Here is a 26,448-nt window from a genome sequence, read left to right on the forward strand (position 1 = left end):
TCAAGGAACACCGAAGCCGCGCCCTCCGTTTCTTCGCGGAGAACAGGAGGAACCGATGGGCTTCGACGGCAACCAATGGGCGATCGTGGCGCTCGTCTTCGTGCTCGGCTGGCTCCTCGGCCTGCTGTCACGAGGCGGCGCGGGCAAGTGGCGTCGCCAGGCGCGTGCCGAGGAAGCCGCGCGCGTGGCCGCCGAGGAGCGGCTCGCCACCGCCAACGCACGTATCGTCGAACTGGAGCGTGATCGCCCGGTCACGCGCGGCACCGCCGCCTCGATCGGCGCCGCCGCGCGCGGCCGCCGCGACGACCTGGCGCTGATCCGCGGCGTCGGTCGCGACCGCGAGCAGCGGCTGAACGAGGAGGGCGTTCACGGCTACAGCGATCTCGAGCGGCTGACCGACGCCGACGCCGCGGCGCTGGAAAGCCGCCTCGGCGTCGGCTCCGGCACGATCGCGCGCGAACATTGGCGCGAGCAGGCTGCGACGCTGAGGAACGAGGGCGTGGACGCGCACCGCACGCGTTACCCTTGACCCTCATGCTGAGGCTCTCCTGCCACTGCGGCCAGGTCCGCCTCGAACTCGCGACGCGGCCGGATTACATCCACGCCTGCAACTGTTCGCTGTGCGCCAAGTCGGGGGCGCGGTGGAGTTACCTTCATCCTTGCGACGTCACCGTCGCAGGACCGACGAACCGCTATAGCCGGAGCGACAAGGCCGATCCCGCCGCCGAGATCCGCTTCTGCGCGCGGTGCGGTTCGACGACACACTTCGTGCTGACGGCCGCCGCTGCCGCAAAGTTCGGCAACGGGGTGGCGGGCGTCAACATGCGGCTCGCCGACGAGGACGATCTCGCCGGACTGGAACTGCGCTACCCCGACGGGCGCGCCTGGTCGGGCGAAGGCGCGTTCGGCTATGTCCGCGAGGCTCGCATCCTCGGCGCCGGCGCGGGCCTCGATTGATCGACCAAGCCGAACCGCGGCCGCTTCTTCAGGACGTCTTCGGATCCTCCGCGCCGCCGGCGTCCTCGGGCGGTCGCGCCAGCGGCTCGGCGCCGTGGCGGGCGCGGGCGGCATGACCGACCGGAGGCTCCGCCTGATCGCCCCGACCAGCGGCGCAACCCGCCAGCATCGTGACCAGCACGGCCGCCACCAACCTCATCGCGCGCGCAACGCCGCCTGCGCCGCCGCCAACCGCGCGATCGGCACGCGATAAGGCGAGGCGGAGACGTAATCGAGGCCGGTCTTCTCGCAGAAGGCGATGGACGCGGGATCGCCGCCATGCTCGCCGCAGATGCCGAGCTTGATGGATGGCCTCGTCGCGCGCCCGCGTTCCGCCGCGATCTCGATGAGCTCGCCCACGCCCTCCACGTCGAGGCTGACGAACGGATCGCGCGCGTAGATGCCCTTCTCGACATACGCGCCGAGGAAACGGGCGGCATCGTCGCGGCTGACGCCCAGCGTCGTCTGCGTCAGGTCGTTGGTGCCGAAGGAGAAGAACTCGGCACCCTCCGCGATCTCGCCGGCCTTGAGCGCGGCGCGCGGCAGCTCGATCATGGTGCCGACGAGATAGTCGAGCGTGCGGCCCTTCTCGGCGAACACGGCGCGGGCCGCCTCGTCGATCACCGCCTTCATCAACTCCAGTTCGCGGGCGGTGGCGACCAGCGGCACCATCACCTCGGGGATCGGCGCCGCCCCGCTGCTCGCGGCGACGTCGCACGCCGCCTCGAACAGCGCGCGCGCCTGCATCTCGTAGATCTCGGGGTAGGTGACGCCCAGCCGGCAGCCGCGATGGCCGAGCATCGGGTTGAACTCGTGAAGCTCGCCCGCGCGACGCCGCAGCGTCTCCACCGACACGCCCGAGGCCACCGCCACCTCGGCGAACTCGGCCTCCTCGTGCGGCAGGAACTCGTGGAGCGGCGGGTCGAGCAGGCGGATGGTGACGGGCAGCCCTGCCATGATCGCGAAGATCTCGGCGAAGTCGGCGCGCTGCTCGGGCAGCAGCCGGTCGAGCGCGGCGCGGCGGCCCGCCTCGTCCTCCGCGAGGATCATCTGGCGGACGGCGGTGATCCGGCCGCTCTCGAAGAACATATGTTCGGTGCGGCACAGCCCGACGCCCTCCGCGCCGAACTCGCGCGCGGTGCGGCAGTCGAGCGGGGTCTCCGCGTTGGCGCGGACCTTGAGGCGGCGCCCCGCGTCCGCCCACTCCATCAGCGTGCCGAAGTCGCCGGCAAGCTCGGGCTGCACGGTCGCGACCTCGCCCGCCATCACCTCGCCGGTGGCGCCGTCGATGGTGAGCGTGTCGCCCTCGCCGAACTCGCGCCCGCCGACGCGCAGCCGCCTGGCCTTGGCGTCGATCGCGAGGCTGCCGGCGCCGGAGACGCACGGCCGCCCCATGCCGCGCGCCACCACGGCGGCGTGGCTGGTCATGCCGCCGCGCGCCGTCAGGATGCCGCGCGCGGCGTGCATACCGTGGATGTCCTCGGGACTGGTCTCGGTACGCACCAGGATCACCGCCTCGCCCGCGCCCGCGCGCTTCTCCGCGGACTCGGCATCGAAGGCGATCGTGCCGGACGCCGCGCCCGGCGACGCAGGCAGGCCCTTGGCGATCACGTCGCGCGAGGCCTCCGGATCGAGCGTCGGGTGGAGGAGCTGGTCGAGCGCCTGCGCGTCGACGCGCAGCACCGCCTCGTTGCGGGTGATGAGCCCTTCCTCCGCCATCTCCACCGCGATCTTGAGCGCGGCCTTGGCGGTGCGCTTGCCCGATCGCGTCTGGAGCATCCACAGGACGCCACGCTCCACCGTGAACTCGATGTCCTGCATATCGCGATAGTGCGTCTCGAGCGTGTCGAACACGCGCGCCAACTCGGTGAACGTCGTGGGCATCGCCTCCTCCATCGAGGCGGCCCTGGCGCCCGCTTCCTCGCGCGCGGCGCGCGTCAGATATTGCGGCGTGCGGATGCCGGCGACGACGTCCTCGCCCTGCGCGTTGATGAGGAACTCGCCATAATAAGCGCGGGTGCCGGTGGCGGGATCGCGCGTGAAGGCCACGCCCGTCGCCGAGCTGTCGCCCATGTTGCCGAACACCATCGCCTGCACGTTGACGGCGGTACCCCAGCCGCCGGGGATGTCGTTCAGCCGGCGATAGACCTTGGCGCGCTCGGACTGCCAGGAGCTGAACACCGCCGCCATCGCGCCCCATAGCTGCTCGTGCACGTCCTGCGGGAAATCCTTGCCCCACTGGCGGCGCACCAACGCCTTGTACTCGCCGACGAGGGCGCGCCAATCGTCGGCGGAGAGTTCGGTGTCGAGCGTGAAGCCGCGATCCTCCTTGGCGATCTCCAGCGCCTCCTCGAAGGCGCCGTGATCGAGGCCGAGCACCACGTCGGAGTACATCTGGATGAAGCGGCGATAGCTGTCCCACGCGAAGCGCGCGTCGCCCGATCCCGTTGCCAGTCCCTCGACCGTCGCGTCGTTGAGCCCGAGGTTGAGGACGGTGTCCATCATCCCCGGCATCGACACGCGCGCGCCGGAGCGGACCGAGACGAGCAGCGGATCGGTTGCGTCGCCGAAGCGCTTGCCGGTCACGCCCTCGATGTGCGCGATGCCGTCGGCAACCTCGGCGCGCAGGCTGTCGGGGAAGCGCTCGCCCTCGTCATAGTAGCGCGCGCACATTCGCGTATCGACGGTGAAGCCCGGCGGCACCGGCAGGCCGATCGAAGCCATCTCGGCGAGGTTCGCGCCCTTGCCACCGAGCAGCTCCCGATCGCCCGCCCCGCCTTCGGACACGCCGCCGCCGAAGCGGTGGACGTTGCGATCGGCGGTGCTCGGCGCGTGCGCGGCGGTGGCCATCGGTGTCAGCCCTCTATCTTCGAGAAGTCCGCGACGTTGTGCGTCGCAGCAACGAGCCGCGCAAGCAGCGCGAGCCGGGCGCTGCGCCGATCCGGGTCATCGGCGTTGACGGTGACCTTATCGAAGAAGCGATCGATCGGAGCGCGCAAGGCGGCGAGCGCCGTCATCGCCGCCTCGAACCGCTCCTCGGCGAGGGCAGCGGTGGCGAGCGGCAATTGACGGTCGAGCGCCTCGGCAAGCGCCAGCTCGGCGGGATCGGGCTGATAGGAAAAGCCTGCGAACTCAGCCGCCTCGGTGCCCTTCTTCGCCTCGGCACGCAGGATGTTGGCGGCGCGCCTGTAACCCACGAGCAGGTTCGCCCCGTCCTCGCTGGCGAGGAACGCCTGCAACGCCCTTACCCGCTCAAGAAGCCGGACGAGATCGTCCTCACCGCCGAGCGCGAACACCGCGTCGATGAGGTCGTGCCGGACGCCCGCCTCGCGCTGCTGGACCTTGAGGCGGTCATAAACGAACTCAAAAGCAGCTCGAACGGCATCTGCTCGGTAGGATAAAACATCTATCCTGACACTTAAATTATCGAACAGAACGGCTTGCGGCCAACTTGCAAGTACCGTTTCTCCTAGGAACGCGTTGCGGCCGCTAATTTCATCCAGCTTCGTTGCATTGTGAGAGCGAGCTATCGATCCTACGACTAAGCAGAACGCTTCGCGCATAACGAGAAGAACACTTCCTCTAATTCCAGCGTTCCGCCAAACTCGAAAGTATCCGAGAGCCAGACGACGAAGAGCAAACGGGTCTTTAGATCCTGTCGCACCTTCTTGGCCGAAAAGAAATGCCAGTAGACTGTCCAACTTATCCGCCAGCGACACCGCCACCGTGACCGGCGCGATCGGCACCTCGTCGCTCTGACCGACGGGCTTGTAATGGTCGCGGATCGCGGCGGCGACTTCCGGCGGCTCGCCCTGCGCGGCGGCGAGGTAGCCGCCGATCGTGCCTTGCAGCTCGGGGAACTCGCCGACCATGCCGGTGACGAGATCGGCCTTGCACAGCTCCGCCGCCCGCCGGGCGAGCGCGGGGTCGCAGCCCGGCACGATGCCCTCGCTCGCCAGCCACTCGGCGAGCTTGGCGACGCGCTCGACCTTGTCGGCGACGGTGCCGAGCTTCTCGTGAAAGACGATGCCGGACAGCTTGGTGGCGCGCTCGGCGAGCGGCACCTTCAAGTCCTGTTCCCAGAAAAAGCGGGCGTCGGACAAGCGTGCCGTCAGCACCCGCGCATTGCCCGCCACGATCGCCGCGCCGCCGTCCGTCGCCTCGATGTTGGCGGTGCAGACGAAAGCCGGGGCCAACGCGTCCGCCGCATCGGTACAGGCGAAATATTTCTGGTTGGTGCGCATGGTAAGCTGGATCACCTCACGCGGTACGTCGAGATAGGCGGGGTCGAAGCGGCCGAGCAGCGGCACCGGCCACTCGGTGAGCCCCGCATTCTCGGCGACCAGCCCCTCGTCCTCGACGAGCGCCAGCCCCGCCGTCGAAGCCGCCGCCCGCGCGCCGTCGCGCACTATCGCCTGCCGCTCGGCGGCACCGACGATGACGTGCGCCGCGCGCAGCGTCGCCGCGTAATCGGCCGCGCGCGCGATCGTCACCGCGCCCGACGACAGGAAGCGGTGGCCCGCCGTCTCGCGCCCGCTCGCGATGCCCGCAGCCTCGCAGGGCACCACCGCCTCGTCGAGCAGCGCCACGATGCCCTGCAGCGGCCGCACCCAGCGCGGGCTCTCGCTCGACGCCGACGCCGCGCCCCAGCGCATCGACTTCGGCCACGGGAAGCCGCGTACCATCGCGGGCACGGCGTCGGCCAGCACCTCGGCGGCGGGGCGGCCCGGCGTCGCCTTCACCGCGAACAGCACGGCATGGCCCTTCGCGTCGACGCGCTCGACGAGATCCTCGCGCGCGAGCCCCGTCTTGCCGAGGAAGCCGGCAATCGCCTGTTCGGGCGCGTCGGCGCGCGGGCCCTTCAGCTCCTCCGATACGGGCTCGGTCGCCGCCGGCAGCCCGCGAGCGAGCAGCGCCAGTCGGCGCGGCCCCGCGAACGTCTCGATCGTCGCCGCCTTCAGCCCGGCGCGCGCGATCTCCGCCTCGAACAGCCGGCGCAGGTCGGCCGCCGCCTTGTCCTGCATCCGCGCGGGGATCTCCTCCGAGAGGAGTTCGACGAGGAAATCAGCCACGGGCCGGCTCCAGCCACCCGTTCTTCTCCATCCAGCCCGCGCACGCGCCCTTGGCGAGATCGCGGACGCGGCCGATGTAGGAGGCACGCTCGGCAACGGAGATCACGCCCCGCGCCTGAAGCAGGTTGAACTGGTGGCTGGCCTTGATCGCCTGCTCGTAGGCGGGGATCGGCAAGTTCGCGGCGAGGCAGCGCGCGCTCTCCGCCTCGGCCTTGCGAAAGCCGTCGAACAGCCCGTCGGTGTCCGCCACCTCGAAGCTATAGGCCGACAGCTGGCGCTCGTTCTCCAGGAACACGTCGCCGTAGGAGACGCCCCCCTGTCCCAACGGAGCGTCGTTGAAGGCGAGGTCGTACACGTTGTCGACGCCCTGGATGTACATGGCCAGCCGCTCCAGCCCGTAGGTGAGCTCTCCCGTCACCGGCTTGCAATCGAAGCCGCCGACCTGCTGGAAGTAGGTGAACTGCGTCACCTCCATGCCGTCGCACCACACTTCCCAGCCGAGCCCCCAAGCGCCCAGCGTGGGGCTCTCCCAATCGTCCTCGACGAAGCGGATGTCGTGCAATGTAAAGTCGATGCCGATGGCGGCGAGCGAGCCCAGGTAAAGCTGCTGAAGGTCGGCGGGCGAAGGCTTCAGCACCACCTGATACTGATAATAGTGGCCGAGCCGGTTGGGATTCTCGCCATAGCGACCGTCAGTCGGACGCCGCGACGGCTGGACATAAGCGGCGCGCCACGGCTTGGGTCCGAGCGCGCGCAGCGTGGTGGCCGGGTGGAAGGTGCCCGCCCCCATCTCCATGTCATAGGGCTGGAGGATGGCGCAGCCGCGCGCCGCCCAATAGTCGTGCAGCGTCAGGATCAGTCGCTGGAAGCTCAGGGGCGCGTCGGGCATGATGGAGCGGCCCTAGGCGGCGGCCGCGCCGAGGGTCAAGCGAAGGCCTTGCGCGGCGGCGGCCGCCCTGTAGGGATCATAAGATGCTCCACCCCCGCCTGCGCGGCGTCCTCGCCGCCTTGCTCGCGCTCGCCCAGCTCGGCGGCGCGGCGGGATGGGCTGCGGAGGCGCGGGCGCCGGCGGCGATGCGCCCGGCGCTGTGGCGGCTGCGCGATCGCGACACCACGATCTGGCTGTTCGGGACGATCCACGCGCTGCCCCCGCATATCGAGTGGGAGACGCCGGCGCTCCGCTTCGTGATCGCGCACGCGGACCGGCTGGTGCTGGAAGCGGTGATCGACCGCGACGGCAAGGCGTCCGCCGAGGCGCTGTACCGGCTCGGCCGCGCCGACCGTCCGCTGCCCCCGCTCGCCGATCGCGTGCCGCCCCGCCGCCGTGCCGCGCTGAAGGCGATGGTAGCGAAATCGGGCTGGCCGGCGGGCACACTGGACGGGTTCAAGACGTGGGCGGCGGCGATGGTGCTGTTCGGCGTCAACGTGCAGGGGCTCGGCGTCAGTTCCGCCGACGGCGTCGAGGAGCAGCTCAAGGCGCAGTTCGCGTCCGCCGGCAAGCCGATCGAGGGGCTGGAGACGCTGGACCAGCAGCTCGGCTTCTTCGATACGATGACGGAGGCGCAGCAGCGTGAATTCCTTGTCGGCGTGCTCTCCGACGACGGCCGCGACGCCGCCGACTTCGGCCGGATGCTGACCGCGTGGAGCCACGGCAACGAACGCGGCATCCAGCAGAGCTTCGATCAGGACATGAAGGCCAACGACGCGCTCGCCACCGTGCTGCTCGCGCGGCGCAACAAGCGTTGGGCGCAGCTCCTGCTCGATCGGCTCAGGCGGCCGGGCACGCAGTTCGTCGCCGTCGGTGCCGGACACCTCGTCGGCGCTCAGTCGGTGCTGGCGGACCTGAGGAAGCGCGGGCTTCACCCGGTGCGGGTACAGTAACGGCAGGGCGGCGCGCCCTTGCCAACGCCGCCCCTATCCCGTAACCGCGCGCCGCCGGGCAGGGTCATCCCTGGAGGCTTGCGCGGCGTCATCTGAGAAGGAACATAAGCGATGAGCGATCAGCTGACGCTGTCCGCCGAGCCGCGCGATCGGGCTGGCAAGGGAGCCTCCCGTCACCTGCGCCGTGAAGGACGCGTGCCCGCCGTGATCTACGGCGACAAGAAAGGAACCCGAGACGATCAGCGTCAACGAGCGCGAGCTCATGCGGGCGCTCGGCACCGGCCACTTCATGAACTCGGTGGTGATGATCGACGCCGGCGGCGCCGCGACGCGCACGCTGCCCAAGGACGTTCAGCTCCATCCGGTCACCGATCGCCCGCTGCACGTCGACTTCCTGCGCATCGGCGAGCACTCGACGGTCCACGTCAACGTGCCGCTGGTGTTCGAGAACGAGGAGGGATCGCCCGGCATCAAGCGCGGTGGCGTGCTCTCGATTATCAAGCATGAGATCGAGCTGGTCGTCGACGCCGCCGAGATCCCCGATCAGATCGTCGTCGATCTGACCGGCTCCGAGGTCGGCGACTCGATCCACATTTCGGCGGTCGCGCTGCCGGCGGGCGCCAGGCCGGCGATCGACGATCGCGACTTCACGGTAGCAACGATCACTGCGCCCTCCGCGCTCAAGAGCCAGGAAGGCGATGCCGGCGAGGCCGAGGGCGAAGTGGCCGGCGAGTAACCTTCCTCCACGCACATTCCGGGCGAAGTCGAATTCCAGCCTTCGACTTCGCCCGGAGAGCGGGAAGGAAGCGAGCATCCGATGCAGATCTGGGTCGGCCTCGGCAATCCGGGCGCGGAGCACGCGCTCCAGCGCCATAATGTGGGCTTCATGGCGGTCGATGCGATCGCCGAAGCCCATCGCTTCGATCCCTGGCGCCGTCAGTTTCGGGGCCAGATCGCGCTCGGCCGGGTCGGCGCCGCGCGCGTGCTGCTGTTGAAGCCCGCTACCTACATGAACGACAGCGGATTGTCGGTCGGCGAGGCGATGCGCTTCTACAAGCTCGAGCTCACCGCCCTCACCGCCTTTCACGACGAACTCGATCTCGCTCCCTTCAAGGTCAAGACAAAGGTCGGCGGCGGCGCGGCGGGCCATAATGGGCTGCGCTCGATCGACAGGCTGGTCGGGCAGGATTACCGCCGCGTCCGGTTCGGCATCGGCCATCCCGGCCACAAGGATCGCGTGACCGGCTACGTGCTCGGAAACTACGCCAAGGCCGAGATGGAGCCGCTCACGGACATGCTCGGCGCGGTCACGGCGGAGGCGGAGCGCCTTGCGGCAGGCGAGGACGCGCGCTTCATGAACGAGGTAGCGCTACGCTTGCAGGGTTGAGCGTCGCTCACGACGCGGCGGGAGACTCCCACAGCTCGATCGGATTGCCCTCGGGATCATGGATCCGGGCGAAGCGGCCTGTCTCGGGCGTATTCCACTCGGCGCGGGTCTCCACCGTCACGCCGGCGTCATGCAGCGACGCGGTCAATGCCTCCACTCCATCGACGCGCAGGTTGAGCATGAGTGCCTTGTCCGCCGCGAAATAATCGCTGTCAGTCGGGAAGGGTGCGAACACCACCGGCCCTCCCCACGCGACCCAGCTCCAGGGCTGCACGGGACCTGCTCCGTCCGCCACCAGCCCTGCGCCGATGCCAAGATGCGTGGCATACCACGCCGCGAGCGCCTGCGGATCGCGTGCGCGGAAGAACAGGCCGCCGATCCCCAGCACGCCCATCGCCAAAGCTCCTTCGCAGCGTGCCGTCCGCGGGGGTGGCGTTTGGGCGCCGACGCTCCTAACCGGCTCCCTTCCCCACTCGGAGTCAAGCATGGGTTTCCGCTGCGGCATCGTCGGCCTGCCCAATGTTGGGAAGTCGACGCTCTTCAACGCGCTGACCGAGACGGCGGCCGCCCAGGCCGCCAACTATCCCTTCTGCACGATCGAACCCAATGTCGGGCAGGTCGCGGTGCCGGACCCGCGCGTTCAGGCGCTGGCCGAGATCGCCGGATCGGCCAAGACCATCGAGACGCAGCTCGGCTTCGTCGATATCGCCGGGCTGGTGCGCGGCGCGTCCAAGGGCGAGGGCCTCGGGAACCAGTTCCTCGCCAACATCCGCGAGGTCGACGCGATCGTCCACGTGCTGCGCTGCTTCGAGGATGACGACGTGACGCACGTCGAGGGCCGCATCGATCCGATCGCCGACGCCGAGACGGTGGAGACCGAGCTGATGCTCGCCGATCTCGACAGCCTGGAGCGCCGCGTGCCCGCGCTCCTCAAGAAGGGCACCGGCGGCGACAAGGAAGCAAAGGCGCAGGCGGCCGTCCTCGCTCCGGTTCTCGACCTGCTGCGCGAGGGGAAGCCCGCGCGGCTCGGCCGCCCCATCGATCCGGAGGCGGCGCGGCTGTTCGAGCAGGCGCAGCTACTCACCGGCAAGCCCGTGCTCTACGTCTGCAACGTCGAGGAGGGCTCGGCGGCGGCGGGCAACACGCAATCCGCGCGCGTGTTCGAGAGGGCCGCAGCGGAGGGCGCGCAGGCGGTGGTCGTGTCGGCCGCGATCGAGGCCGAGATCGCGACCATGACGCCCGACGAGCGCGCCGAATTCCTATCGGATCTCGGCCTCGCCGAGACCGGCCTCGCCCGCGTGGTCCGCGCCGGCTATGCGCTGCTCGACCTCATCACATTCTTCACCTGCGGGCCGAAGGAGACGCGCGCCTGGACCATTCCCAGCGGCGCGCGCGCTCCCCAGGCGGCGGGCGCCATCCACTCGGATTTTGAGCGCGGCTTCATTCGCGCGGAGACCATCGGCTACGACGATTACGTCGCCTGCCGCGGCGAGGCCGGCGCGCGCGAGGCCGGCAGGCTCCGCTCCGAAGGCAAGGACTATGGGGTTCAGGACGGCGACGTGATGCTGTTCCGCTTCAACGTCTGACCGCCGGCCTCTCCCAGTCCCGAGAGGGCCGCGGATGGGAGGCGCCGCGCCGGGCAGCGCCTCCGAACGGATGCCTTACTTGCCCGATCCGCCGGCCGCGTCGCCCACCTTGTCAGCGGCCGATCCGACGCTCTTGGCCGCGCCGGCGACGGCGTTGTTCTTCGAATTGGTCGCGCCCATCGTCGAGAACAGGTAGTAGCCGCCGATCAGCACCGCGATCAGCAGCACGATCGCGATCAGCGCGGTGCCGCCGCCGCTCTTCTCGATTACCGTGGTGTGCGTGCCGTCCGGAATGTCGCTGGTGTGAATATCGGCCACCGCCATGCTCCTCGTTGTGAAGCTGTAACGAACAGGGAAGCGCCCGCCCGGTTCCGCGGGGCCCGTTTGCGCGTTGCACCGATTGTGTCGCGAGGAGACGGAAATGCCGTGGCTGGAAGATTTCGCGGTGGGCGATCGCGTGGCGTTCGGGCGCTACGACGTGTCGCGCGAGGAGGTGGTGGCGTTCGCACGGGCCTATGATCCGCAACCCTTCCATCTCGATGACGACGCCGCCGCAGCGACCCACTTCGGCCGACTGGCGGCGAGCGGCTGGCACACCTGCGCCATGGCGATGGCGATGGTGGTGGAAGAAGGCCGCGCCCGCGATCCCGACGGCGCGGGCAGCCTGGGCGCGGTCGGCATCGACACTCTGCGCTGGGTGAAGCCCGTGCATCCCGGCGACACGCTGCGGTGCGAGACGGAGGTGCTGGAGGTGCGGCGGTCATCGAAGCGGCCCGGCACCGGTTCGGTCCGCTCGCGGCTCACCGTCCTCAACCAGCATGACGAGCCGGTGATGGTGCAGGAGCCGATCGTCCTCTATCGAACGCGCGACGAAGCCTGACGCGAGGTCGCCCGCGTGGCGCTCAGTACCCGGCGAACGCCACGAGCGTCGCGACGGGCACGCCGTCGTTCAAGAGCCGCGCGGCACCGCCGAGATCGGACAGATCGATGACGAAGCCCGCGCCCGCCACCACGCCGCCCGCTTCGCGGATCAGGCGGACGGCGGCGCTGGCGGTGCCGCCGGTGGCGATGAGGTCGTCGATCAGCCACACGCGCTGGCCGGGCACGCACGCGTCGGCGTGCATCTCGATCCGGTCGGTGCCATATTCGAGCGCGTAGTCGACACCGACGGTCGCGCCCGGCAGCTTGCCGTCCTTGCGGATCAGCAGCAGCCCGCGCCCGAGCTCGCGCGCGATCGCGCTGGCGAAGACGAAGCCGCGCGCCTCGATCCCCGCCACGAGGTCGATGCCGGCCGGCGCCTGCGCCGAGAGGCGCGCCACCGTCTGCCCGAAGCCGTGCGGATCGAGCAGCAGCGTGGTGACGTCGCGGAACTGGATGCCCGGCTTGGGAAAGTCCGGGATGGTGCGGATCAGCGCGGCGAGGTCCACGCCCCCCGCCGCGCCCGGTGCCGCCGGAGCGTCGCCGCTCAGTGCTTCTTGCCCGCCCAGATGTTGCGATACGCCATGTAGGCGAGCGCGGTGGCGAGCAGCAGGTAGACGACCACCGCCGATCCCGTGCGCTTGCGGTTGTCGAGCTTGGGTTCGGCCGCCCACATCAGGAAGGCGGAAACGTCGGTCGCCATCTGGTCGATCGTCGCCTTCGTGCCATCGGCGTAGGTCACCTGTCCGTCGGCGGCGAGCGGCGGCGGCATCGCGATGTTGAGGTTCGCGAAATAGGGGTTGTAGTGCAGGCCCGTGGGCACCGTGAAGTCCGGGAACTTCTTCTTGATGTCTGCGGGCACCGGCCGATAGCCCGTCACCAGCGAGTGGATGTAGGCGGGGCCGCCCTCGCGCGCCTTGGCGAGCAGGCTCATGTCCGGCGGCAACGCGTTGTTGTTGGCGGCGCGGGCGGCGGTCTCGTTGGCGTAGGGACCGGGGATGAAATCCGACGGCAGCGACTTGCGCCCCGCCGGCTCGCCGGTGTCGGGGTTCACCGACGGCTGCTCGGTGGCCCAGCCCTTGGCGAGTGCCTTCACCTCGGGCTTGGTGAACCCGATCTGCTCCAGATCCTTGAACGCCACGCGCTCCATCGAGTGGCAGGCCGAGCAGACCTCCTTGTAGACCTGGAAGCCGCGCTGGAGCTGCTCGTTGTCGTAGCGGCCGAAGGGGCCATCGAAGCTGTAGTGGATCTCACGCGGCTCGAGGTGATAGCCGCCGTCGTGGACGCTGGCGGTGACGAGCGTCTGCTCCGCCTCATGCGGCGTAAAGAGGATCGCGCACAGCAGCGCCGTCACGAAGGCCAGGCCGATGATGGGCGCGATGAGCGGGCCGAAGAAGCGGAGCATGTCTGGTAAGTCCCCCGGAGGCTCAGGCGGCTGCGAGGCCGTACGGCGCGGACTCTGCCTTCTCGCCGTGCAGCACAGACTCGGAGATCGAGTTGGGCAGCGGCAGCGGCGTCTCGAAGTGCGAGACGAGCGGCAGGATGATGAGAAAGTGCGCGAAGTAATAGCCAGCGCAGAGCTGGCTCAGCAGCACCGTCGCGTTGCTGGGATGCGCCTGACCGAGATAGCCGAGCAACAGCACGTCCACCACCAGCGCCCAGAAGAACCAGCGGTAGAGCGGACGATAGTTGGTGGAGCGCACCGGCGAGCGATCGATCCACGGCAGGAAGAACAGCAGCAGGATCGATCCGAACATCGCCATCACGCCCCACAGCTTCGCCGGTATCCACAGGAAGTTGAGCGTGAACGCCTTGAGGATCGCGTAAAAGGGCAGGAAGTACCATTCCGGCACGATGTGCGCCGGCGTCGATAGCGGGTTGGCCGGGATGTAGTTGTCCGGGTGGCCGAGCAGGTTGGGCGCGAAGAACATGACGATCGCGTAGAGCGTCAGGAACACGCCCAGCCCGAACCCGTCCTTCGCGGTATAGTAAGGATGGAAGGGCACAGTGTCCGCCGGCCCCTTCACGTCGATGCCCGCCGGGTTGTTGGAGCCTGGGATGTGCAGCGCCCAAATGTGCAGCACGATCACCGCCGCGGTTACGAACGGCAGGAGATAGTGCAGCGAGAAGAAGCGATTGAGGGCATCATTGTCCGGCGCGTAGCCGCCGAGCAGCAACTCGCGCAGCGGCTCGCCGATCAGCGGGATGGCCGAGAAAAAGCCGGTGATGACCTGCGCGCCCCAGAAGCTCATCTGGCCCCATGGCAGCACATAGCCCATGAAGGCGGTGGCCATCATCAGCAGGAAGATGACGACGCCGAGCAGCCACACCATCTCGCGCGGCGCCTTGTAGGATCCGTAGTACAGACCACGGAAGATGTGGATGTAGACGACGATGAAGAAGAAGCTCGCACCGTTGGCGTGGGCGTAGCGGAGCAGCCAGCCCTGATTGACGTCGCGCATGATGTGCTCGACGCTCTCGAACGCGACGGTGGCATTGGCGGCATAGTGCATGGCCAGCACGATGCCGGTAATGATCTGGATGCCGAGCGCGGCGCCTGCGAGGATGCCGAAGTTCCAGAAATAGTTGAGGTTGCGCGGCACCGGATAGCCGACGCCCACCGCGTTGTAGACGAGGCGCGGGATCGGCAGCTTCTCGTCCAGCCACCGCATCAGCGGCTGCTTCGGCTGATAATGCTCGGCCCAGGGGAAACTCATCGCTTAAACCTCAACCGATCTGGATCGTGGTGGCGGACTTGAAGGCGTATTCGGGGACAACGAGGTTTTTCGGCGCCGGCCCCTGCCGAATGCGCGCGGCGGTATCGTACATCGAGCCGTGGCACGGGCAGAAATAGCCGCCATAGGGCCCGCGATTCTCGCCCTCGGCGATGCCCAGCGGCACGCAACCCAGGTGCGTGCAAACGCCCAGCGTGACCAGCCAGTTCTGCTTGCCGGGCTTGGTGCGGTCAGCCAGCGTCTGCGGATCGCGCAGCGACGACACCTGGACCGCGTTCGCCTCCTGCACCTCCTTGGGGGTGAGATTGCGCACGAACACCGGCTGCTTGCGCCAGGAGAGCTTGATACCCTGCCCCGGCTGAACCTTGGAGATGTCGACCTCGACCGAGGCGAGCGCGAGCACGTCGGCGGAGGGATTCATCTGGTTGACGAGCGGGATCACGACGGCGGCCGCGCCGACGCCCGCGAAGCTCACCGCCGCGATGTTGAGGAAATCGCGACGGCGGACGCCCTGCCCCTCCTCGTCGCCGCCGATGACGGGCGGGTGCTGGTTGGGATCGTCCACAGTCTCAAGCGTCGCCATCCAGAAGCCCTCGGCCGTTCAACATGCGCCCGGTGAAAGGTGACGACGGTAGTGCCCCGACGCCCCCCACGGGCGGGCGCCCCCCCGGTGCCTGCCCGGGACGCGCGGGAGGCCTGATAGCGTCCGCCCGGAGCATTTGCCAACCGTCATTTTGCCGCGGATGCGAGCGGCTTGCATCGCGGCCCCGCCCTGGCCTAGCGGCCTTCGCTCATGGACGGCGTCGACGAGGAGACACGGGCCGCGCGCGCCTGGTTCGAGGGCTTGCGCGACCGCATCTGCGCCGCATTCGAGGCTATCGAGCGCGAGAACGGCTCGGATGCCGTGTTCGGCTACACGCCGTGGCAGCGCATCGATCCCTCCGGCGTGCCCGGCGGCGGCGGGACACGCGGGCTGATGAAGGGTTCCGTGTTCGAGAAAGTCGGCGTCAACGTCTCCACCGTCGGCGGCACGCTCGAAGGCGATTTCGCCCGCACCATCCACGGCGCGGGCGAGGATCCGCGCTTCACCGCGACGGGCATCAGCCTCGTCGCGCACATGGCGAACCCGCACGCGCCCGCCGTCCACATGAACACGCGCTTCCTCTCGACCACCAAACGCTGGTTCGGCGGCGGCGCGGACCTCAACCCGCCGCTGCCCTATGCCGCGGATACCGCCGACTTCCACGCCGCCTTGCGCCGGGCGTGCGACGCGCACGCGCCGGTCGGCGACTATCCGCGCTTCTCGGAATGGGCGGAGGAGTATTTCTTCATCCCCCACCGCGGCGTGCCGCGCGGCGCGGGCGGCATCTTCTACGACCACCTGCCCGCCGACGGCGACGCGTTCCAACCCGCCTTCGCCTTCACCCGCGCGGTGGGCGAGGCGTTCCTGGCCATCTACCCGGAGATCGTGCGGCGGAGGCTGGCGACGCCGTTCACGCCCGAGGACGAGCGGCGGATGCTGGCCTGGCGCGGCCGCTATGCCGAGTTCAACCTCGTCCACGACCGTGGAACCTTGTTCGGGCTCAAGACCGGCGGCAACATCGACGCCATCCTGATGAGCCTGCCGCCCCGCGCGATCTGGGAGTGAGCGCGTGCCGCTGACCCGCGTCGAGCCGGGCGAAGTCGCCACGATCGTGACCGCGCTGGAGATGCGCGAGCGGCCCCGGCCGCGTCCGCTGCCCGCCTCCCCCTTTCGTCTCGATCACTGGCGTGCGCCCGCGCCGGCGCGCTATCGGGCGCTGTTCCGGCGGGTGGGCGCACCGTGGCTGTGGTTCTCGCGGCTGGTCATGGCGGACGATGCGCTGGCCGCGATCCTCGACGATCCCGCGGTCGAGCTCCACGCCGTCGTCGACGCGGCGGGCGTCGAGCTCGGCATGCTGGAGCTCGACTTCCGTGAGGCGAACGCGTGCGAACTCTCCTTCTTCGGCCTGGTGCCCGAACTCACCGGGCGCGGCGTCGGCCGCTGGCTGATGGCCCACGCGCTGGCGCTCGGCTGGCGCGCCGGCGTCGAGCGGATGTGGGTGCACACCTGCACGCTCGATCATCCCCACGCACTTGGCTTCTACGTGGCGTCCGGCTTCCGGCCCTACGCCCGCGCGGTGGAGAGCTTCGCCGATCCGCGCCTGGCCGGCGTGCTGCCGCGCGACGCCGCGCCTCACGTCCCGCTGATCGAGGATTCCAGCCGCCGCGTCAGCCGCGCGACGTAGACCGTCCACACCATCATCACGACGGCGACGACCGCCCCGCCGGACACCAGAGTCAACGCCTCGGCCACGTGGCGCGCGCCGGTCGCCCAGCCGATCAGGCTCAGCACCACCGCGATGGGCATCAGCAGCACGAACATGGTGAGCACCTGCGCCAACCACGCCACCACGCGCAGCAACAGGAGCAGGAGATAGGCGCGCTTCGTGAGCGCGAGCGCGCGCGCCAGCGTCGGGAGCGGCCGCCGGCTGCCCTGCGCCAGCACCGCCCACAGCGGCAGCACGCGCACCGCCGTCGCGATCACCGCCACGAAGCAGCCGAGCAGCGCCAGCACGAACACCGGCCCGGGGCGGCCGCCGACCGACTGCTCGACGCCCGCCGCCACCGAGGCCACCACCGTCAGCCCGGCGAGCGCGCCCAGCCCGAGCAGGACGAGGAGGACGCCGACGGGCAGCGCGCGCAGGCCGCCGCCGATCGCCTCGCGCACGCTGACACCCGGCCGCAGCGCCAAGGCGGACACGGAGACCGACGCGACGATATTGACGAGCGCGTAGGGGATGAAGCCCCACATCCACGGTCCCACCACCAGCTGTGCGCCCAACATAGCCGGATCGGGCATGGCGAGCTCCATCAGGATGGGCGGTAGGCCGAACCCCGTGAACGCCACCGGCAGGAGGAGCTGCGCTTCCGCGCGAACGAAGGCGGCGGTCTCCTCCCACAACGCGCCGAGCGAGATCCTGTCGTGCATCCTCGCGCCTGTAGCACGGGGGCGGCCGCCGTCGAGCCGGCTTGATCCACCCCGCCGCCGGCGCCATCTCTACGGTGATGGACGCGCACGCGATCGAGTGGCGGGTGGAGCCCGGCCTCGCCCCCTACCCCGAGACGCTGGCGGCGATGGAAGCCCGTGCCGAGGCCATCCGCGAGGGCACCGCGCCCGAGCTCGTCTGGCTGGTCGAGCATCCGCCGCTCTACACCGCCGGCACCAGCGCGGCGCCCGCCGAACTCACCGCTCCCGATCGCTTCCCGGTGTTCGTGGCGGGGCGCGGCGGCCGCTACACCTATCACGGGCCAGGCCAGCGCGTCGGCTACGTCATGCTCGATCTCGCGGCGCGGGGGCGTGACGTGCGCCGCTACGTGCACTCGCTCGAACGCTGGCTGATCGCGACGCTGGCGAGGCTCGGCACGCCCGCGCGCACCGCCGAAGGCCGCATCGGCATCTGGACCGACGACCCAGGCGGGCGCGAGGCCAAGATCGGCGCGATCGGCGTGCGCGTGCGGCGCTGGGTGACGTTCCACGGCTTTTCGGTGAACGTCGCCCCCGATCTGGCGCACTTCTCGGGAATCGTGCCTTGCGGCCTCGCCGATTATGCGGTGACGAGTCTCGCAGCCATGGGAACCGCGACGACGTTGCAGGGTTTCGATGCCGTGCTCGAACAAGGTTTCCGGGCTTTTCTGGCCGAGCTTTCGGTCGGCTCCGCAACCGCTTGAGGTTGGATGCGGCGAAGTCTAAGGTCCGCGCCGATGGGAACACCCGAACGGGGCCCATTCCTCTGCTAGGGAGTTTACCATTATGCGCAACATCGTCTCGAAGATCACCATGGGTGCCATGATCGCCGGCGCGGCCTTCTCGATCGCCGCCTGCTCGAAGCATGACGACACCAACACCACCGCCGACACCAACATGACCGACATGAACACGATGGATTCGTCGGCCGGCATGACCAACGACGCCTCCGCCACCGACATGGGCGGCAACATGGCCACCGACAACGCCATGATGGGCGGCAACGACATGATGGCGGGCAACGCCATGGGTGGCGGCAACGCCATGGGTGGCGGTAACGCGATGTAAGTATCGCGACCCCGTCAGGGATCGTGAGGGCCGTCCGGGCGACCGGGCGGCCCTTTTGCCGTGCACGCCACCTCGCTCCTTCTTCACGGCGGCTGGATGGGCGGCGGGTCGAAGCGTCGCTTGGAAGCGCGCCGGAATATGGTTAATGGCGCTCGGCTCCGGGCAGACAGGCGGACGGATCCGCGTGACCGGCGTCGAGGGGATGTGTGATGGTGCGTGCGGATGGCCAGCGGTTCGTGGCGCTGGCGGTGGTTCTTGGGAGCGCTGTCGTCGGATCGACCCCGGCGGGCGCCCAGCTCTTCTGGCAATCCCCCAACTTCGCGGGCGCGCCCGTCACCGGCGACGAAGCCACCGTCGTTATCCCGCTGCCCGGTGCGACCGACGCGGAGAAGCGCGCCAACATCGTCTGGACGCTGCGCGCCGGCCTCAACGTCGCGGCGCTCCAGTGCCAGTTCGCGCCGTCGCTGATGACTGTGCCGAACTATAATGGCTTCCTGACGCACCACGCCAAGGAACTCAACGAGGATTACAAGACGCTCGGCGCCTACTTCAAGCGCATGGCGCCGAAGGGCACCAGCGTCGCCGCCGTCGGCGCGGCGTTCGACCAGTATACCACGCGCACCTACAACAGCTTCTCCACGCTTAACGCGCAGATCGGCTTCTGCCAGACGGCGTCGAACGTCGGCGAGGGAGCATTGATGACGCGTAAGGGCAGCCTTGCCGACTTGGCCCGCAATCGCCTGCGCGAGATGCGCAACAGCCTCACCCCGGTGGGCGATCTCATCTACACCTCGCACGTCCAAATGGCGAGCGCCGTGGTCCCCGGCTATGCGCCGGACTGCTTCGACGGCAAGGGCCGGCTGAAGAAGCGCTGCCTCAAGGACTAAGCAGCGCGGCACAGTCTGGCCGGCGACGCGTCTGCCACTTAAGAACAACATAGATTATAAATGATTGCCGCCATTTCCTGATGTCACGTTTTAGGAACATCTCGTCTGCCCTGTAACGACTTTCGCTCGCGCCGCCCGTTCACGCGGCATCACCTGATGGCGGAGAGCGAAGATGTACTATCATGACAGCCGGCTGCAGTATCCGGTCACCGTGGACAAGCCCGACCCGGTTTACGCGACCATGCTCCAGCAGGCGATCGGCGGCGTGGAAGGCGAGATCCGCGTCTGCATGCAGTATTTCTTCCAGGCCTGGGGCAATCGCGCGCCGACCACGAAGTATCGCGACATGCTGCTCCACACCGCGACCGAGGAGATCGGCCATATCGAGATGCTCGCGACCGCCGTCGCGCTCAACCTCGACAAGGCGCCCACGTCTCTCCAGGAGGAAGGTGCCGCCGACGGGATCGTCGGTGCGGTGATGGGCGGCGGCAACGGACGTCACGCGATCGAGGGAATGATCCACAAGAACCTGCTCTCGGCCGGGCTGGCCGCCATGCCCGTGGACTCGGACGGCGTGCCGTTCAACATGAGCCACATCTACGCCAGCGGAAACATCGCCGCCGACATGTATGCCAACGTCGCCGCCGAGAGCACGGGGCGCGTGCTCGCCGTTCGGCTGTTCAACGCGGCGCATGACGACGGCATGAAGAAGATGCTCCACTACATGATCGCGCGCGATACGATGCACCAGCAGCAATGGCTGGCGGTGCTGGAGGAACTCGGCGGACAGGAGGGCACCTTGCCGATCCCGAACAGCTTTCCGCAGGAGCAGGAAGACCAGGAGAACAACTACAACTTCTACGCCACCGCCGTCGACGGGTCCGTGCCCGAGGGACGCTGGACGTCGGGCTCGACGCTCGACGGGAAGGGCGAGTTCACCGTCTTCCAGAACAAGCCGCTTGGCGAGAAGCCGGTGCTCGGCCCGGCGCGGGCGGACAGCGGCGCCGAGACGCAGCAGATCGGCTGACGCCGTCCTCCGGTTGGGCCCCGCCTCCTCGGAAGGAGGCGGGGCTCGCGGCTTCAACCGGCGCGCGACCTGTCCTAGACGGCGTCGGAATGGATCGGACGCGCCCCTCCTTGCTCCGCCGGCTTCTGCGCTGGTCGGCCCGCCTCCTGCTCGGCTTCGTCCTGGTCTCGGTCCTGTGGGTCGCGGCGTATCGCTTCGTGCCGCCGCCGGTCACGATCACGATGCTCGCCAACGCCGCCGACGGGCGCGGCATCGCCAAATCCTGGGTGCCGCTCTCCGCCGTCGCACCCGCCATGCCGCGTGCGGCGATCGCCGCCGAGGATGCCGGCTTCTGCCGCCATCACGGCTTCGACATCGACTCGATGCGCGCCGCCTTCGCCGCCAACCAGCGCGGCCGCCGGCTGCGCGGCGGCTCCACGATCAGCCAGCAGACCGCCAAGAACGTCTTCCTGTGGCAGGGACGTTCGTACGTCCGCAAGGCGTTCGAGGCGTGGTTCACCGCGCTGATCGAGCTCCTCTGGGGCAAGCGCCGGATCATGGAGATGTACCTGAACGTCATCGAGACGGGCATTGGCACCTATGGCGTGGAAGCGGGTGCGGAACGCTACTTCCACCATGGCGCCAACCGAATCACGCCGGGCGAGGCGGCGCGCATGGCAGCCGTGTTCCCGCTGCCCAAGTCGCGTGGCGCGGTGTCGCCGGCGGGCTATGTCCGCCGCTACGGCAACCGCATCGCCGCACGCGCTCCGACGGTGCACCGCGCAGGCCTCGACTCCTGTCTCGCATGAGCGCGGAGCCGTCCTATATCGGCGGCAAGACCAACCGCCCGTGCGACCTGCACCTATGCGGCGCGGGAGCCGCACCTGACCGTGACGGCGTGACACCCTGGCGGCCCAACGCCGGCGGAGGTCGCGGCGGCCTACCCCGTCATCACCGCGACCTCGTCGTCGGCCATCACCTTCAGCCGCCGCTTCGCCGCCGATGAACTTGCAGGGAGACCGGTCCATGACCCTCATGCCGTTCAACGGCCACGGGCCCAGCGTCGATCCCGGAGCCTGGGCGGCGGATAGCGCGCGTCTGATCGGCCGGGTCATGGTCGCCGCTCACGCGAGCATCTGGTTCGGCTGCGTGCTGCGTGGCGACGTCCAGCCGATCCACGTCGGTGAGCGCACCAACCTTCAGGACGGCACGATCGTCCACGGCTCCACCGGCGGGGGCCCGGTGAGGATCGGAGCGGGCATCACGGTGGGACACGGCGCGATCTTGCACGGCTGCACGATTGAGGACGGTGCCTTTATCGGCATGGGCGCGACGCTGCTCGACGGCGTGGAGGTGCGCTCGGGCGCGATGGTCGCGGCGGGCGCGCTGGTGACGCCGGGCAAGGTCGTCCCGGCGGGCGAGCTGTGGGGCGGATCGCCGGCCCGGCGGATGCGCGCCATGACGGCGGCGGAGACCGCCAACATCGCCGCCTCGGCGGACAATTACGTGGCGCTGGCGACGATGTACCGCGCCGGCTGACTCCGCTTGCGGCCGACGCGCCGCACGCCCATCTTGTCGCCCATGTCGCTCCACCATCTCCTCACCCGCCGCGAGGCCGTCGCGCTCGGCCTCGGCGCCGCGGCGCTCGCCGTCACCGTCAAGCTCGCGCTCGGTGGCGATGGCGCCGCCGCCGTGGCCGCGACGCCCGCCTCGCTGAAGCTGAGCGACGCCGAGTGGCGCAAGCGGCTCCGGCCGGACGCCTATCGCGTGCTCCGCCAGGCCGACACGGAGCGGCCCTTCTCCAGCCCGCTCAACGACGAGCATCGCGGCGGCACCTTCGCCTGCGCCGGTTGCGGGCTGCCGCTCTACGCATCACGGACCAAATTCGACAGCGGCACCGGCTGGCCGAGCTTCTACGATCATCTCCCGAACGCGATCGGCGAGCGCAAGGACGCGACGCTGGGCGAGGAGCGCACCGAGGTCCACTGCGCGCGCTGCGCGGGGCATCTCGGCCACGTCTTCGACGATGGCCCGAAGCCGACGGGGCTGCGCTATTGCATGAACGGCGTCGCGATGCGTTTCACGCCGGCCTGAGCTACTCGCGGTCCTCCACGCGGTAGCCGCTGCCCTCGGCGAGATCGCTGAACTTGGTGATCCGCGCGTCGAATTTGAGCGGGATGGTGCCGGTCGATCCGTGGCGCTGCTTGGCGACCACCACTTCGGCGATGCCGTGCACCTTCTCCATCTGGCGCATCCACTCCTCGAAGGCGATCACCTCCGGGTCCATCGCGCCGGCGGACGCGCCGGGCTCGGTGGGCTTCTGGAAATTGACGTAATATTCCTCACGATAGACGAACAGCACGATGTCCGCGTCCTGCTCGATCGAGCCCGACTCGCGCAGGTCCGACAGGATCGGGCGCTTGTTCTCGCGGCTCTCGACCTGACGCGAGAGCTGGGAGAGCGCGACCACCGGCACGGAGAGTTCCTTGGCGAGCTGCTTCAGGCCCCGGCTGATCTCGGAAATTTCCTGCACGCGATTATTCTCCCCCGCCCGTCCGGAGCCGGAGAGAAGCTGGAGATAATCGACGATCACGAGGTCGATGCCGCGCTGCCGCTTCAGCCGCCGCGCGCGGGTGCGTAGCGCCGCGATCGTCAATCCCGGCGTGTCGTCGATGTAGAGCGGCAGCGTCTCCAGATCGGCCGCCGCCCGCGCGAGGCTGCGGAAATCATGCTGGCTGATCTCGCCCTTGCGCAGCTTCTCGCCCGAGATTTCCGATTGCTCGGCGAGGATGCGGGTGGCGAGCTGGTCCGCCGACATCTCCAGCGAGAAGAAGGCGCAGGCCGCCCCGATCGACTTGTCGTCGGGGATGCCGTCCTCCTTGTCGCGCACCTTCCGCATCGCCGCGTTGAAGGCGAGGTTGGTGGCGAGCGAGGTCTTGCCCATGCCCGGCCGCCCCGCGAGGATAACGAGGTCCGAGCGGTGGAGCCCGCCCATCTTGGCGTTGAGCGTGTCGAAGCCGGTGGTGATGCCCGAGACGTGGCCGCCGCTGTTGAGCGCGCGCTCCACCGCCTTCACCGCCAGCGTCGCGGCCTGGGTGAAGCTCTTGACCGAGCCCTGCTCGCCCCCCTCCTCCGCTACGCGATAAAGCGCCACCTCCGCCTGCTCGATCTGCGCCTTGGGATCTACCTCCTGTGAAGTGTCCATCGCGCCCTCGACCATCTCGCGCCCGACGCCGACCAGCGCGCGGAGCAGCGCGAGATCGTAGATCTGCGTCGCGAAGTCGCGCGCGCCGATCAGCGCCGCGCCCGATCCGGTGAGCTGCGCGAGATAGGCCGGCCCGCCCAGCTCCTTCATCGCCTCGTCGGCGTCGAACAGCGGGCGCAGCGTCACCGGGTTGGCGATCATGTTGCGATCCACCACGCGCAGGATCTGCTCGTAGATGCGGCCGTGCAGCGGCTCGAAGAAATGCTCGGGGCGCAGGCGCAGCTGCACGTCCTCGGCGAGCCGGTTGTCGATCATCAGCGCGCCGAGCAGCGCCGCCTCCGCCTCGATATTGTGCGGCAGCGCGGGCGGCTCCTCGCCGGTCGGCGGCGGCGGGACGAGTCGGATGGGTTCGGCCATGCCCGCCTTGTCGCGCGGCGCGCGGCCGCACTCAACCGGCGGGGCTGTGGATAACGGGCACCACTCGCCAACCCTGTCGCCAGCCGGTAAGCCGCACGCGTGGGGGACCATCGCATCATCGGCATCACGCTCGACGAGCGGACGATCGTGGCGCGCAACGCCGACGTCGAGCAGGAACGCCGCGTCGCGCTGCAGGACCTGCTGGAGGAGAACAGCTTTCATCCCTGCCGCCCGGCGCAGGACGGCTACGACGGCCCCTATCGCGTGGCGCTGCGCGTCGAGGAGGGGCGGCTGGGCATCGAGATCGCGCGCGAGGACGGTGCCGCCATCGAGACGCTGGTGCTCGGCATGATGCGCTTCCGCCGCGCTATCCGCGAGTATTTCGCGATCTGCGACAGCTACTACCAGGCGGTGCGCCAGCAGACGCCGCAGCAGATCGAGACGATCGACATGGCCAGGCGCGGCCTCCACAACGATGCCGCGCAGATGTTGGTCGATCGGCTGGACGGCAAGGCCGACATCGATTTCGACACCGCGCGCCGCCTGTTCACGCTGATCTGCTCTCTCCACAACCGGCCATGAGCGGATCGCACGAGCGAGGCGGCGTCCCCGTCGCGGACGAAGCGGCGCTGATCGCAGCGGCACGCGCCGCCGCCGCCGATGCCTACGCCCCCTACTCACGCTTCCCGGTCGGCGCCGCGGTGCTGCTGCGAGACGGCAGGATCATGCGCGGCGTCAATGTCGAGAATGCCAGCTACGGGCTCTCGCTCTGCGCCGAGACGGTGGCGATCGCCGTGGCCGCCGCCGCCGGCCGCATGGCCGACATCGTCGCGATCGCGGTGGCGGGCGGCACGGGCGAGGAGCCGCTGACGCCGTGCGGCCGCTGCCGACAGGTGATCGCGGAAGCCGCGAGCGTCGGCGGCAGCGAGGTCGCGGTAATCTGCGCGACGCCGGACGGCGGCACGATCGCGCGCTTCTCCTCGTCGTCGCTGCTCCCGCACGCCTTCGGCGCGGCGGCACTCGGTTGACGAGGCCCGGCGTTACGCCGCCTTGTTGAGCTTGCGCTGTTTCTCCAGCTTCTTCAGCACCATGTCCCGCTTCATGCGGGAGAGGTGATCGGTGAAGACGATACCCTCCAGATGGTCGTTCTCGTGCTGGAGGCAGGTGGCGAGCAGGCCGTCGACCCGCTCGTCATGCTCGGCGCCGTCCGCGTCCTGCCACCGCAAGCGGATCGAGGCGGGGCGGCTCACCTCGGCATATTGCTCGGGGATCGACAGGCAGCCCTCGTTGTAGACCGACATCTCGTCCGAGGGTTCGGAGAACAGCGGGTTCACGTAGACGCGCGGGTTGCGCACGCCCTCGCCCTCCTCCTGAAGGTCGATCACCAGCAGGCGCTTGGGCACGCCGACCTGGATCGCGGCGAGGCCGATGCCAGGCGCGTCGTACATGGTCTCGAACATGTCGGCGATCAGCCGCTTCAGTTCGGTGTCGAACGCGCCGACGGGTTCGGACACCTTGCGAAGGCGCGGATCGGGGATCTCGATGATCGGCAGGACGGCCATGTCCGGGAGCTATGGTCGGCGCCCTGCCCCGTCAAGGCGACTCACTCGATCGGCCGCCGCGCGCGCAGCGCCTGGGCGAGCGTGCCCTCGTCGAGATAGTCGAGCTCGCCGCCGACCGGCAGGCCGTGCGCGAGGCGGGTGACGCGCACCGGCATCGCCTCCAGCCGCTCGGCGATATAATGGGCGGTGGTCTGCCCCTCCAGCGTGGCGTTGGTGGCGAGCACGATCTCGTCGATGCCGCCGTCGCCGACACGCGCGACCAGCCGATCGATCGTCAGATCCTCGGGCCGCACCCCGTCGAGCGCGGACAGCCGGCCGCCCAGCACGTGGAAGCGCCCGGGGAACAGCCGCGTGCGATCGAGCGCCCAGAGATCGGCCACCTCCTCCACCACGCACAGCGACTTCGCGTCGCGGCGCGGATCGGCGCACACGCCGCACGGATCGACGGTGTCGACATTGCCGCAGATGTGGCACAGGCTGAGCTTCTCGCTCACCGCCTCCAGCGCGCGGAGCAGGGGGACGAGCGTCGTCTCGCGGCGCTTGATGAGGTGCAGCACCGCACGCCGCGCCGATCGCGGGCCCAGGCCGGGGAGCCTAGCCAGCGCGTCGGCGAGCGCGTCGATCTCGGGGGATGCCATGGCCATCAACGATATGGCCCCGACAGGCCCATTGCCAAGGCGGG

At 69.3% G+C, this 26,448-nt stretch carries 31 protein-coding genes and 1 pseudogene; 18 read left to right on the forward strand and 14 right to left on the reverse strand.

All coding sequences use genetic code 11. The features are described 5' to 3' along the window. Nucleotides 1-55: 55 nt before the first annotated feature. Nucleotides 56-529, forward strand: a complete 474-nt coding sequence (locus tag ACOFKX_RS04310; protein WP_419825849.1) for a hypothetical protein — start codon at nt 56-58, stop codon at nt 527-529. 5 nt (nt 530-534) lie between these two features. Further along, on the forward strand, nt 535-957 hold the full coding sequence (locus tag ACOFKX_RS04315) for a GFA family protein (RefSeq protein ID WP_419827341.1): 423 nt from the start codon (nt 535-537) through the stop codon (nt 955-957). A gap of 28 nt (nt 958-985) precedes the next feature. Here ACOFKX_RS04315 and ACOFKX_RS04320 read toward each other — a convergent pair whose 3' ends face one another. The 4 genes from ACOFKX_RS04320 to ACOFKX_RS04335 are packed head-to-tail and all read right to left on the reverse strand — an operon-like array spanning nt 986 to nt 6,957. Next, nucleotides 986-1,147 (reverse strand): hypothetical protein, encoded by a 162-nt coding sequence (locus ACOFKX_RS04320; protein ID WP_419825850.1) that lies wholly within the window; start codon nt 1,145-1,147, stop codon nt 986-988. Nucleotides 1,148-1,152: 5 nt separating this feature from the next. Continuing rightward, a complete protein-coding gene (gene ppdK, locus ACOFKX_RS04325) occupies nt 1,153-3,846 on the reverse strand; it encodes a pyruvate, phosphate dikinase (RefSeq protein ID WP_419825851.1) in 2,694 nt (897 codons plus the stop codon). 5 nt (nt 3,847-3,851) lie between these two features. Beyond that, complete coding sequence (glyS, locus tag ACOFKX_RS04330; protein ID WP_419825852.1) at nt 3,852-6,068, reverse strand: glycine--tRNA ligase subunit beta; 2,217 nt, start codon at nt 6,066-6,068, stop codon at nt 3,852-3,854. Then, nucleotides 6,061-6,957, reverse strand: coding sequence for a glycine--tRNA ligase subunit alpha (locus ACOFKX_RS04335; protein ID WP_419825853.1), 897 nt, complete (start codon nt 6,955-6,957; stop codon nt 6,061-6,063). The genes glyS and ACOFKX_RS04335 overlap by 8 nt, the downstream gene beginning before the upstream one ends. Nucleotides 6,958-7,040: 83 nt before the next feature. Between ACOFKX_RS04335 and ACOFKX_RS04340 the strand changes: the two genes are divergently transcribed. The 3 genes and pseudogenes from ACOFKX_RS04340 (at nt 7,041) to pth (ending at nt 9,336) form a co-directional block, all read left to right on the forward strand. Continuing rightward, on the forward strand, nt 7,041-7,949 hold the full coding sequence (locus tag ACOFKX_RS04340) for a TraB/GumN family protein (RefSeq protein ID WP_419825854.1): 909 nt from the start codon (nt 7,041-7,043) through the stop codon (nt 7,947-7,949). A 111-nt stretch (nt 7,950-8,060) separates the two neighbouring features. Beyond that, a pseudogene (locus ACOFKX_RS04345) lies at nt 8,061-8,685 on the forward strand (50S ribosomal protein L25/general stress protein Ctc). 81 nt (nt 8,686-8,766) lie between these two features. Beyond that, entirely contained in the window at nt 8,767-9,336 is a 570-nt protein-coding gene (pth, locus tag ACOFKX_RS04350; protein ID WP_419825855.1) for an aminoacyl-tRNA hydrolase, read from the forward strand. Between the two features lie 7 nt (nt 9,337-9,343). On the opposite strand, the gene ACOFKX_RS04355 is transcribed toward pth, so the two are convergent. Continuing rightward, entirely contained in the window at nt 9,344-9,730 is a 387-nt protein-coding gene (locus ACOFKX_RS04355; RefSeq protein ID WP_419825856.1) for a VOC family protein, read from the reverse strand. Between the two features lie 91 nt (nt 9,731-9,821). On the opposite strand from ACOFKX_RS04355, the gene ychF reads away from it, so the two are divergent. Next, the gene (ychF, locus tag ACOFKX_RS04360; RefSeq protein ID WP_419825857.1) at nt 9,822-10,922 is read left to right on the forward strand and encodes a redox-regulated ATPase YchF; all 1,101 of its coding nucleotides are present in this window, start codon (nt 9,822-9,824) and stop codon (nt 10,920-10,922) included. A gap of 75 nt (nt 10,923-10,997) precedes the next feature. Here ychF and ACOFKX_RS04365 read toward each other — a convergent pair whose 3' ends face one another. Beyond that, on the reverse strand, nt 10,998-11,240 hold the full coding sequence (locus ACOFKX_RS04365) for a hypothetical protein (protein WP_419825858.1): 243 nt from the start codon (nt 11,238-11,240) through the stop codon (nt 10,998-11,000). A gap of 103 nt (nt 11,241-11,343) precedes the next feature. Between ACOFKX_RS04365 and ACOFKX_RS04370 the strand changes: the two genes are divergently transcribed. Next, a complete protein-coding gene (locus ACOFKX_RS04370) occupies nt 11,344-11,802 on the forward strand; it encodes a MaoC family dehydratase (RefSeq protein WP_419825859.1) in 459 nt (152 codons plus the stop codon). Between the two features lie 22 nt (nt 11,803-11,824). Here the strand turns inward: ACOFKX_RS04370 and ACOFKX_RS04375 are convergent, their stop codons facing one another. The 4 genes from ACOFKX_RS04375 to petA are packed head-to-tail and all read right to left on the reverse strand — an operon-like array spanning nt 11,825 to nt 15,158. Then, nucleotides 11,825-12,349: an adenine phosphoribosyltransferase gene (locus tag ACOFKX_RS04375; RefSeq protein WP_419825860.1), complete on the reverse strand. Its 525-nt coding sequence runs from the start codon at nt 12,347-12,349 to the stop codon at nt 11,825-11,827. A gap of 38 nt (nt 12,350-12,387) precedes the next feature. Then, nucleotides 12,388-13,245, reverse strand: a complete 858-nt coding sequence (locus ACOFKX_RS04380; RefSeq protein ID WP_419825861.1) for a cytochrome c1 — start codon at nt 13,243-13,245, stop codon at nt 12,388-12,390. A 22-nt stretch (nt 13,246-13,267) separates the two neighbouring features. Further along, the gene (locus ACOFKX_RS04385) at nt 13,268-14,557 is read right to left on the reverse strand and encodes a cytochrome b (RefSeq protein ID WP_419825862.1); all 1,290 of its coding nucleotides are present in this window, start codon (nt 14,555-14,557) and stop codon (nt 13,268-13,270) included. Nucleotides 14,558-14,567: 10 nt separating this feature from the next. Further along, nucleotides 14,568-15,158: a ubiquinol-cytochrome c reductase iron-sulfur subunit gene (gene petA, locus ACOFKX_RS04390; protein WP_419825863.1), complete on the reverse strand. Its 591-nt coding sequence runs from the start codon at nt 15,156-15,158 to the stop codon at nt 14,568-14,570. Between the two features lie 210 nt (nt 15,159-15,368). Here petA and hemF point away from each other — a divergent pair, with 210 nt between their 5' ends. Together hemF and ACOFKX_RS04400 are read left to right on the forward strand one after the other, a co-directional pair. Beyond that, nucleotides 15,369-16,223 (forward strand): oxygen-dependent coproporphyrinogen oxidase, encoded by an 855-nt coding sequence (hemF, locus tag ACOFKX_RS04395; protein WP_419825864.1) that lies wholly within the window; start codon nt 15,369-15,371, stop codon nt 16,221-16,223. A gap of 4 nt (nt 16,224-16,227) precedes the next feature. Then, nucleotides 16,228-16,842, forward strand: coding sequence for a GNAT family N-acetyltransferase (locus ACOFKX_RS04400; RefSeq protein ID WP_419825865.1), 615 nt, complete (start codon nt 16,228-16,230; stop codon nt 16,840-16,842). On the opposite strand, the gene ACOFKX_RS04405 is transcribed toward ACOFKX_RS04400, so the two are convergent. Beyond that, nucleotides 16,791-17,585 (reverse strand): hypothetical protein, encoded by a 795-nt coding sequence (locus ACOFKX_RS04405; protein WP_419825866.1) that lies wholly within the window; start codon nt 17,583-17,585, stop codon nt 16,791-16,793. The two genes, ACOFKX_RS04400 and ACOFKX_RS04405, sit on opposite strands and share 52 nt — an antisense overlap. Before the next feature lie 77 nt (nt 17,586-17,662). Between ACOFKX_RS04405 and lipB the strand changes: the two genes are divergently transcribed. The 7 genes from lipB to msrB all read left to right on the forward strand — a co-directional run bounded on the left by lipB (nt 17,663) and on the right by msrB (nt 22,676). Then, nucleotides 17,663-18,325, forward strand: coding sequence for a lipoyl(octanoyl) transferase LipB (gene lipB / locus ACOFKX_RS04410; protein ID WP_419827342.1), 663 nt, complete (start codon nt 17,663-17,665; stop codon nt 18,323-18,325). Nucleotides 18,326-18,407: 82 nt separating this feature from the next. Next, nucleotides 18,408-18,689 (forward strand): hypothetical protein, encoded by a 282-nt coding sequence (locus ACOFKX_RS04415; protein WP_419825867.1) that lies wholly within the window; start codon nt 18,408-18,410, stop codon nt 18,687-18,689. 209 nt (nt 18,690-18,898) lie between these two features. Further along, nucleotides 18,899-19,576, forward strand: a complete 678-nt coding sequence (locus tag ACOFKX_RS04420; protein WP_419825868.1) for a hypothetical protein — start codon at nt 18,899-18,901, stop codon at nt 19,574-19,576. Between the two features lie 172 nt (nt 19,577-19,748). After that, complete coding sequence (locus ACOFKX_RS04425) at nt 19,749-20,603, forward strand: manganese catalase family protein (RefSeq protein ID WP_419825869.1); 855 nt, start codon at nt 19,749-19,751, stop codon at nt 20,601-20,603. 89 nt (nt 20,604-20,692) lie between these two features. Beyond that, nucleotides 20,693-21,391, forward strand: a complete 699-nt coding sequence (mtgA, locus tag ACOFKX_RS04430; protein ID WP_419825870.1) for a monofunctional biosynthetic peptidoglycan transglycosylase — start codon at nt 20,693-20,695, stop codon at nt 21,389-21,391. A 217-nt stretch (nt 21,392-21,608) separates the two neighbouring features. After that, the gene (locus ACOFKX_RS04435) at nt 21,609-22,121 is read left to right on the forward strand and encodes a gamma carbonic anhydrase family protein (RefSeq protein ID WP_419825871.1); all 513 of its coding nucleotides are present in this window, start codon (nt 21,609-21,611) and stop codon (nt 22,119-22,121) included. Between the two features lie 42 nt (nt 22,122-22,163). Beyond that, the gene (gene msrB / locus ACOFKX_RS04440; RefSeq protein ID WP_419825872.1) at nt 22,164-22,676 is read left to right on the forward strand and encodes a peptide-methionine (R)-S-oxide reductase MsrB; all 513 of its coding nucleotides are present in this window, start codon (nt 22,164-22,166) and stop codon (nt 22,674-22,676) included. Between the two features lies 1 nt (nt 22,677). Here msrB and ACOFKX_RS04445 read toward each other — a convergent pair whose 3' ends face one another. After that, nucleotides 22,678-24,204 carry a replicative DNA helicase gene (locus tag ACOFKX_RS04445; protein ID WP_419825873.1) on the reverse strand — a complete coding sequence of 509 codons (1,527 nt, stop codon included), beginning with the start codon at nt 24,202-24,204 and terminating at the stop codon, nt 22,678-22,680. A gap of 99 nt (nt 24,205-24,303) precedes the next feature. Between ACOFKX_RS04445 and ACOFKX_RS04450 the strand changes: the two genes are divergently transcribed. Together ACOFKX_RS04450 and ACOFKX_RS04455 are read left to right on the forward strand one after the other, a co-directional pair. Further along, on the forward strand, nt 24,304-24,786 hold the full coding sequence (locus ACOFKX_RS04450; protein ID WP_419825874.1) for a UPF0262 family protein: 483 nt from the start codon (nt 24,304-24,306) through the stop codon (nt 24,784-24,786). Then, the gene (locus tag ACOFKX_RS04455; protein WP_419825875.1) at nt 24,783-25,232 is read left to right on the forward strand and encodes a cytidine deaminase; all 450 of its coding nucleotides are present in this window, start codon (nt 24,783-24,785) and stop codon (nt 25,230-25,232) included. Before ACOFKX_RS04450 ends, ACOFKX_RS04455 begins: the two co-directional genes overlap by 4 nt. A gap of 12 nt (nt 25,233-25,244) precedes the next feature. Here ACOFKX_RS04455 and def read toward each other — a convergent pair whose 3' ends face one another. Both def and recR read right to left on the reverse strand, forming a co-directional pair. After that, complete coding sequence (gene def, locus ACOFKX_RS04460) at nt 25,245-25,766, reverse strand: peptide deformylase (protein WP_419825876.1); 522 nt, start codon at nt 25,764-25,766, stop codon at nt 25,245-25,247. A gap of 41 nt (nt 25,767-25,807) precedes the next feature. Continuing rightward, nucleotides 25,808-26,404, reverse strand: a complete 597-nt coding sequence (gene recR, locus ACOFKX_RS04465; RefSeq protein ID WP_419827343.1) for a recombination mediator RecR — start codon at nt 26,402-26,404, stop codon at nt 25,808-25,810. Between the last annotated feature and the right edge of the window lie 44 nt (nt 26,405-26,448).

Source organism: Sphingomonas sp. (assembly GCF_965200105.1).
In the GTDB taxonomy this organism is placed as follows: Bacteria; Pseudomonadota; Alphaproteobacteria; order Sphingomonadales; family Sphingomonadaceae; genus Solisphingomonas.

Coding starts and splice junctions, on each gene's coding strand:
- lipB (WP_419827342.1), top strand. CDS start 17,663: ATGGACGCGCACGCGATCGAGTGGCGGGTGGAGCCCGGCCTCGCCCCC.
- hemF (WP_419825864.1), top strand. CDS start 15,369: ATGGACGGCGTCGACGAGGAGACACGGGCCGCGCGCGCCTGGTTCGAG.
- ppdK (WP_419825851.1), bottom strand. CDS start 3,846: ATGGCCACCGCCGCGCACGCGCCGAGCACCGCCGATCGCAACGTCCAC.
- petA (WP_419825863.1), bottom strand. CDS start 15,158: ATGGCGACGCTTGAGACTGTGGACGATCCCAACCAGCACCCGCCCGTC.
- ACOFKX_RS04420 (WP_419825868.1), top strand. CDS start 18,899: ATGGTGCGTGCGGATGGCCAGCGGTTCGTGGCGCTGGCGGTGGTTCTT.
- ACOFKX_RS04405 (WP_419825866.1), bottom strand. CDS start 17,585: ATGCACGACAGGATCTCGCTCGGCGCGTTGTGGGAGGAGACCGCCGCC.
- ACOFKX_RS04340 (WP_419825854.1), top strand. CDS start 7,041: ATGCTCCACCCCCGCCTGCGCGGCGTCCTCGCCGCCTTGCTCGCGCTC.
- def (WP_419825876.1), bottom strand. CDS start 25,766: ATGGCCGTCCTGCCGATCATCGAGATCCCCGATCCGCGCCTTCGCAAG.
- ACOFKX_RS04310 (WP_419825849.1), top strand. CDS start 56: ATGGGCTTCGACGGCAACCAATGGGCGATCGTGGCGCTCGTCTTCGTG.
- ACOFKX_RS04445 (WP_419825873.1), bottom strand. CDS start 24,204: ATGGCCGAACCCATCCGACTCGTCCCGCCGCCGCCGACCGGCGAGGAG.
- ACOFKX_RS04315 (WP_419827341.1), top strand. CDS start 535: ATGCTGAGGCTCTCCTGCCACTGCGGCCAGGTCCGCCTCGAACTCGCG.
- ACOFKX_RS04355 (WP_419825856.1), bottom strand. CDS start 9,730: ATGGGCGTGCTGGGGATCGGCGGCCTGTTCTTCCGCGCACGCGATCCG.
- mtgA (WP_419825870.1), top strand. CDS start 20,693: ATGGATCGGACGCGCCCCTCCTTGCTCCGCCGGCTTCTGCGCTGGTCG.
- ACOFKX_RS04415 (WP_419825867.1), top strand. CDS start 18,408: ATGCGCAACATCGTCTCGAAGATCACCATGGGTGCCATGATCGCCGGC.
- ACOFKX_RS04335 (WP_419825853.1), bottom strand. CDS start 6,957: ATGCCCGACGCGCCCCTGAGCTTCCAGCGACTGATCCTGACGCTGCAC.
- ychF (WP_419825857.1), top strand. CDS start 9,822: ATGGGTTTCCGCTGCGGCATCGTCGGCCTGCCCAATGTTGGGAAGTCG.
- ACOFKX_RS04370 (WP_419825859.1), top strand. CDS start 11,344: ATGCCGTGGCTGGAAGATTTCGCGGTGGGCGATCGCGTGGCGTTCGGG.
- recR (WP_419827343.1), bottom strand. CDS start 26,404: ATGGCATCCCCCGAGATCGACGCGCTCGCCGACGCGCTGGCTAGGCTC.
- ACOFKX_RS04380 (WP_419825861.1), bottom strand. CDS start 13,245: ATGCTCCGCTTCTTCGGCCCGCTCATCGCGCCCATCATCGGCCTGGCC.
- msrB (WP_419825872.1), top strand. CDS start 22,164: ATGTCGCTCCACCATCTCCTCACCCGCCGCGAGGCCGTCGCGCTCGGC.
- ACOFKX_RS04385 (WP_419825862.1), bottom strand. CDS start 14,557: ATGAGTTTCCCCTGGGCCGAGCATTATCAGCCGAAGCAGCCGCTGATG.
- pth (WP_419825855.1), top strand. CDS start 8,767: ATGCAGATCTGGGTCGGCCTCGGCAATCCGGGCGCGGAGCACGCGCTC.
- ACOFKX_RS04455 (WP_419825875.1), top strand. CDS start 24,783: ATGAGCGGATCGCACGAGCGAGGCGGCGTCCCCGTCGCGGACGAAGCG.
- ACOFKX_RS04435 (WP_419825871.1), top strand. CDS start 21,609: ATGACCCTCATGCCGTTCAACGGCCACGGGCCCAGCGTCGATCCCGGA.
- ACOFKX_RS04425 (WP_419825869.1), top strand. CDS start 19,749: ATGTACTATCATGACAGCCGGCTGCAGTATCCGGTCACCGTGGACAAG.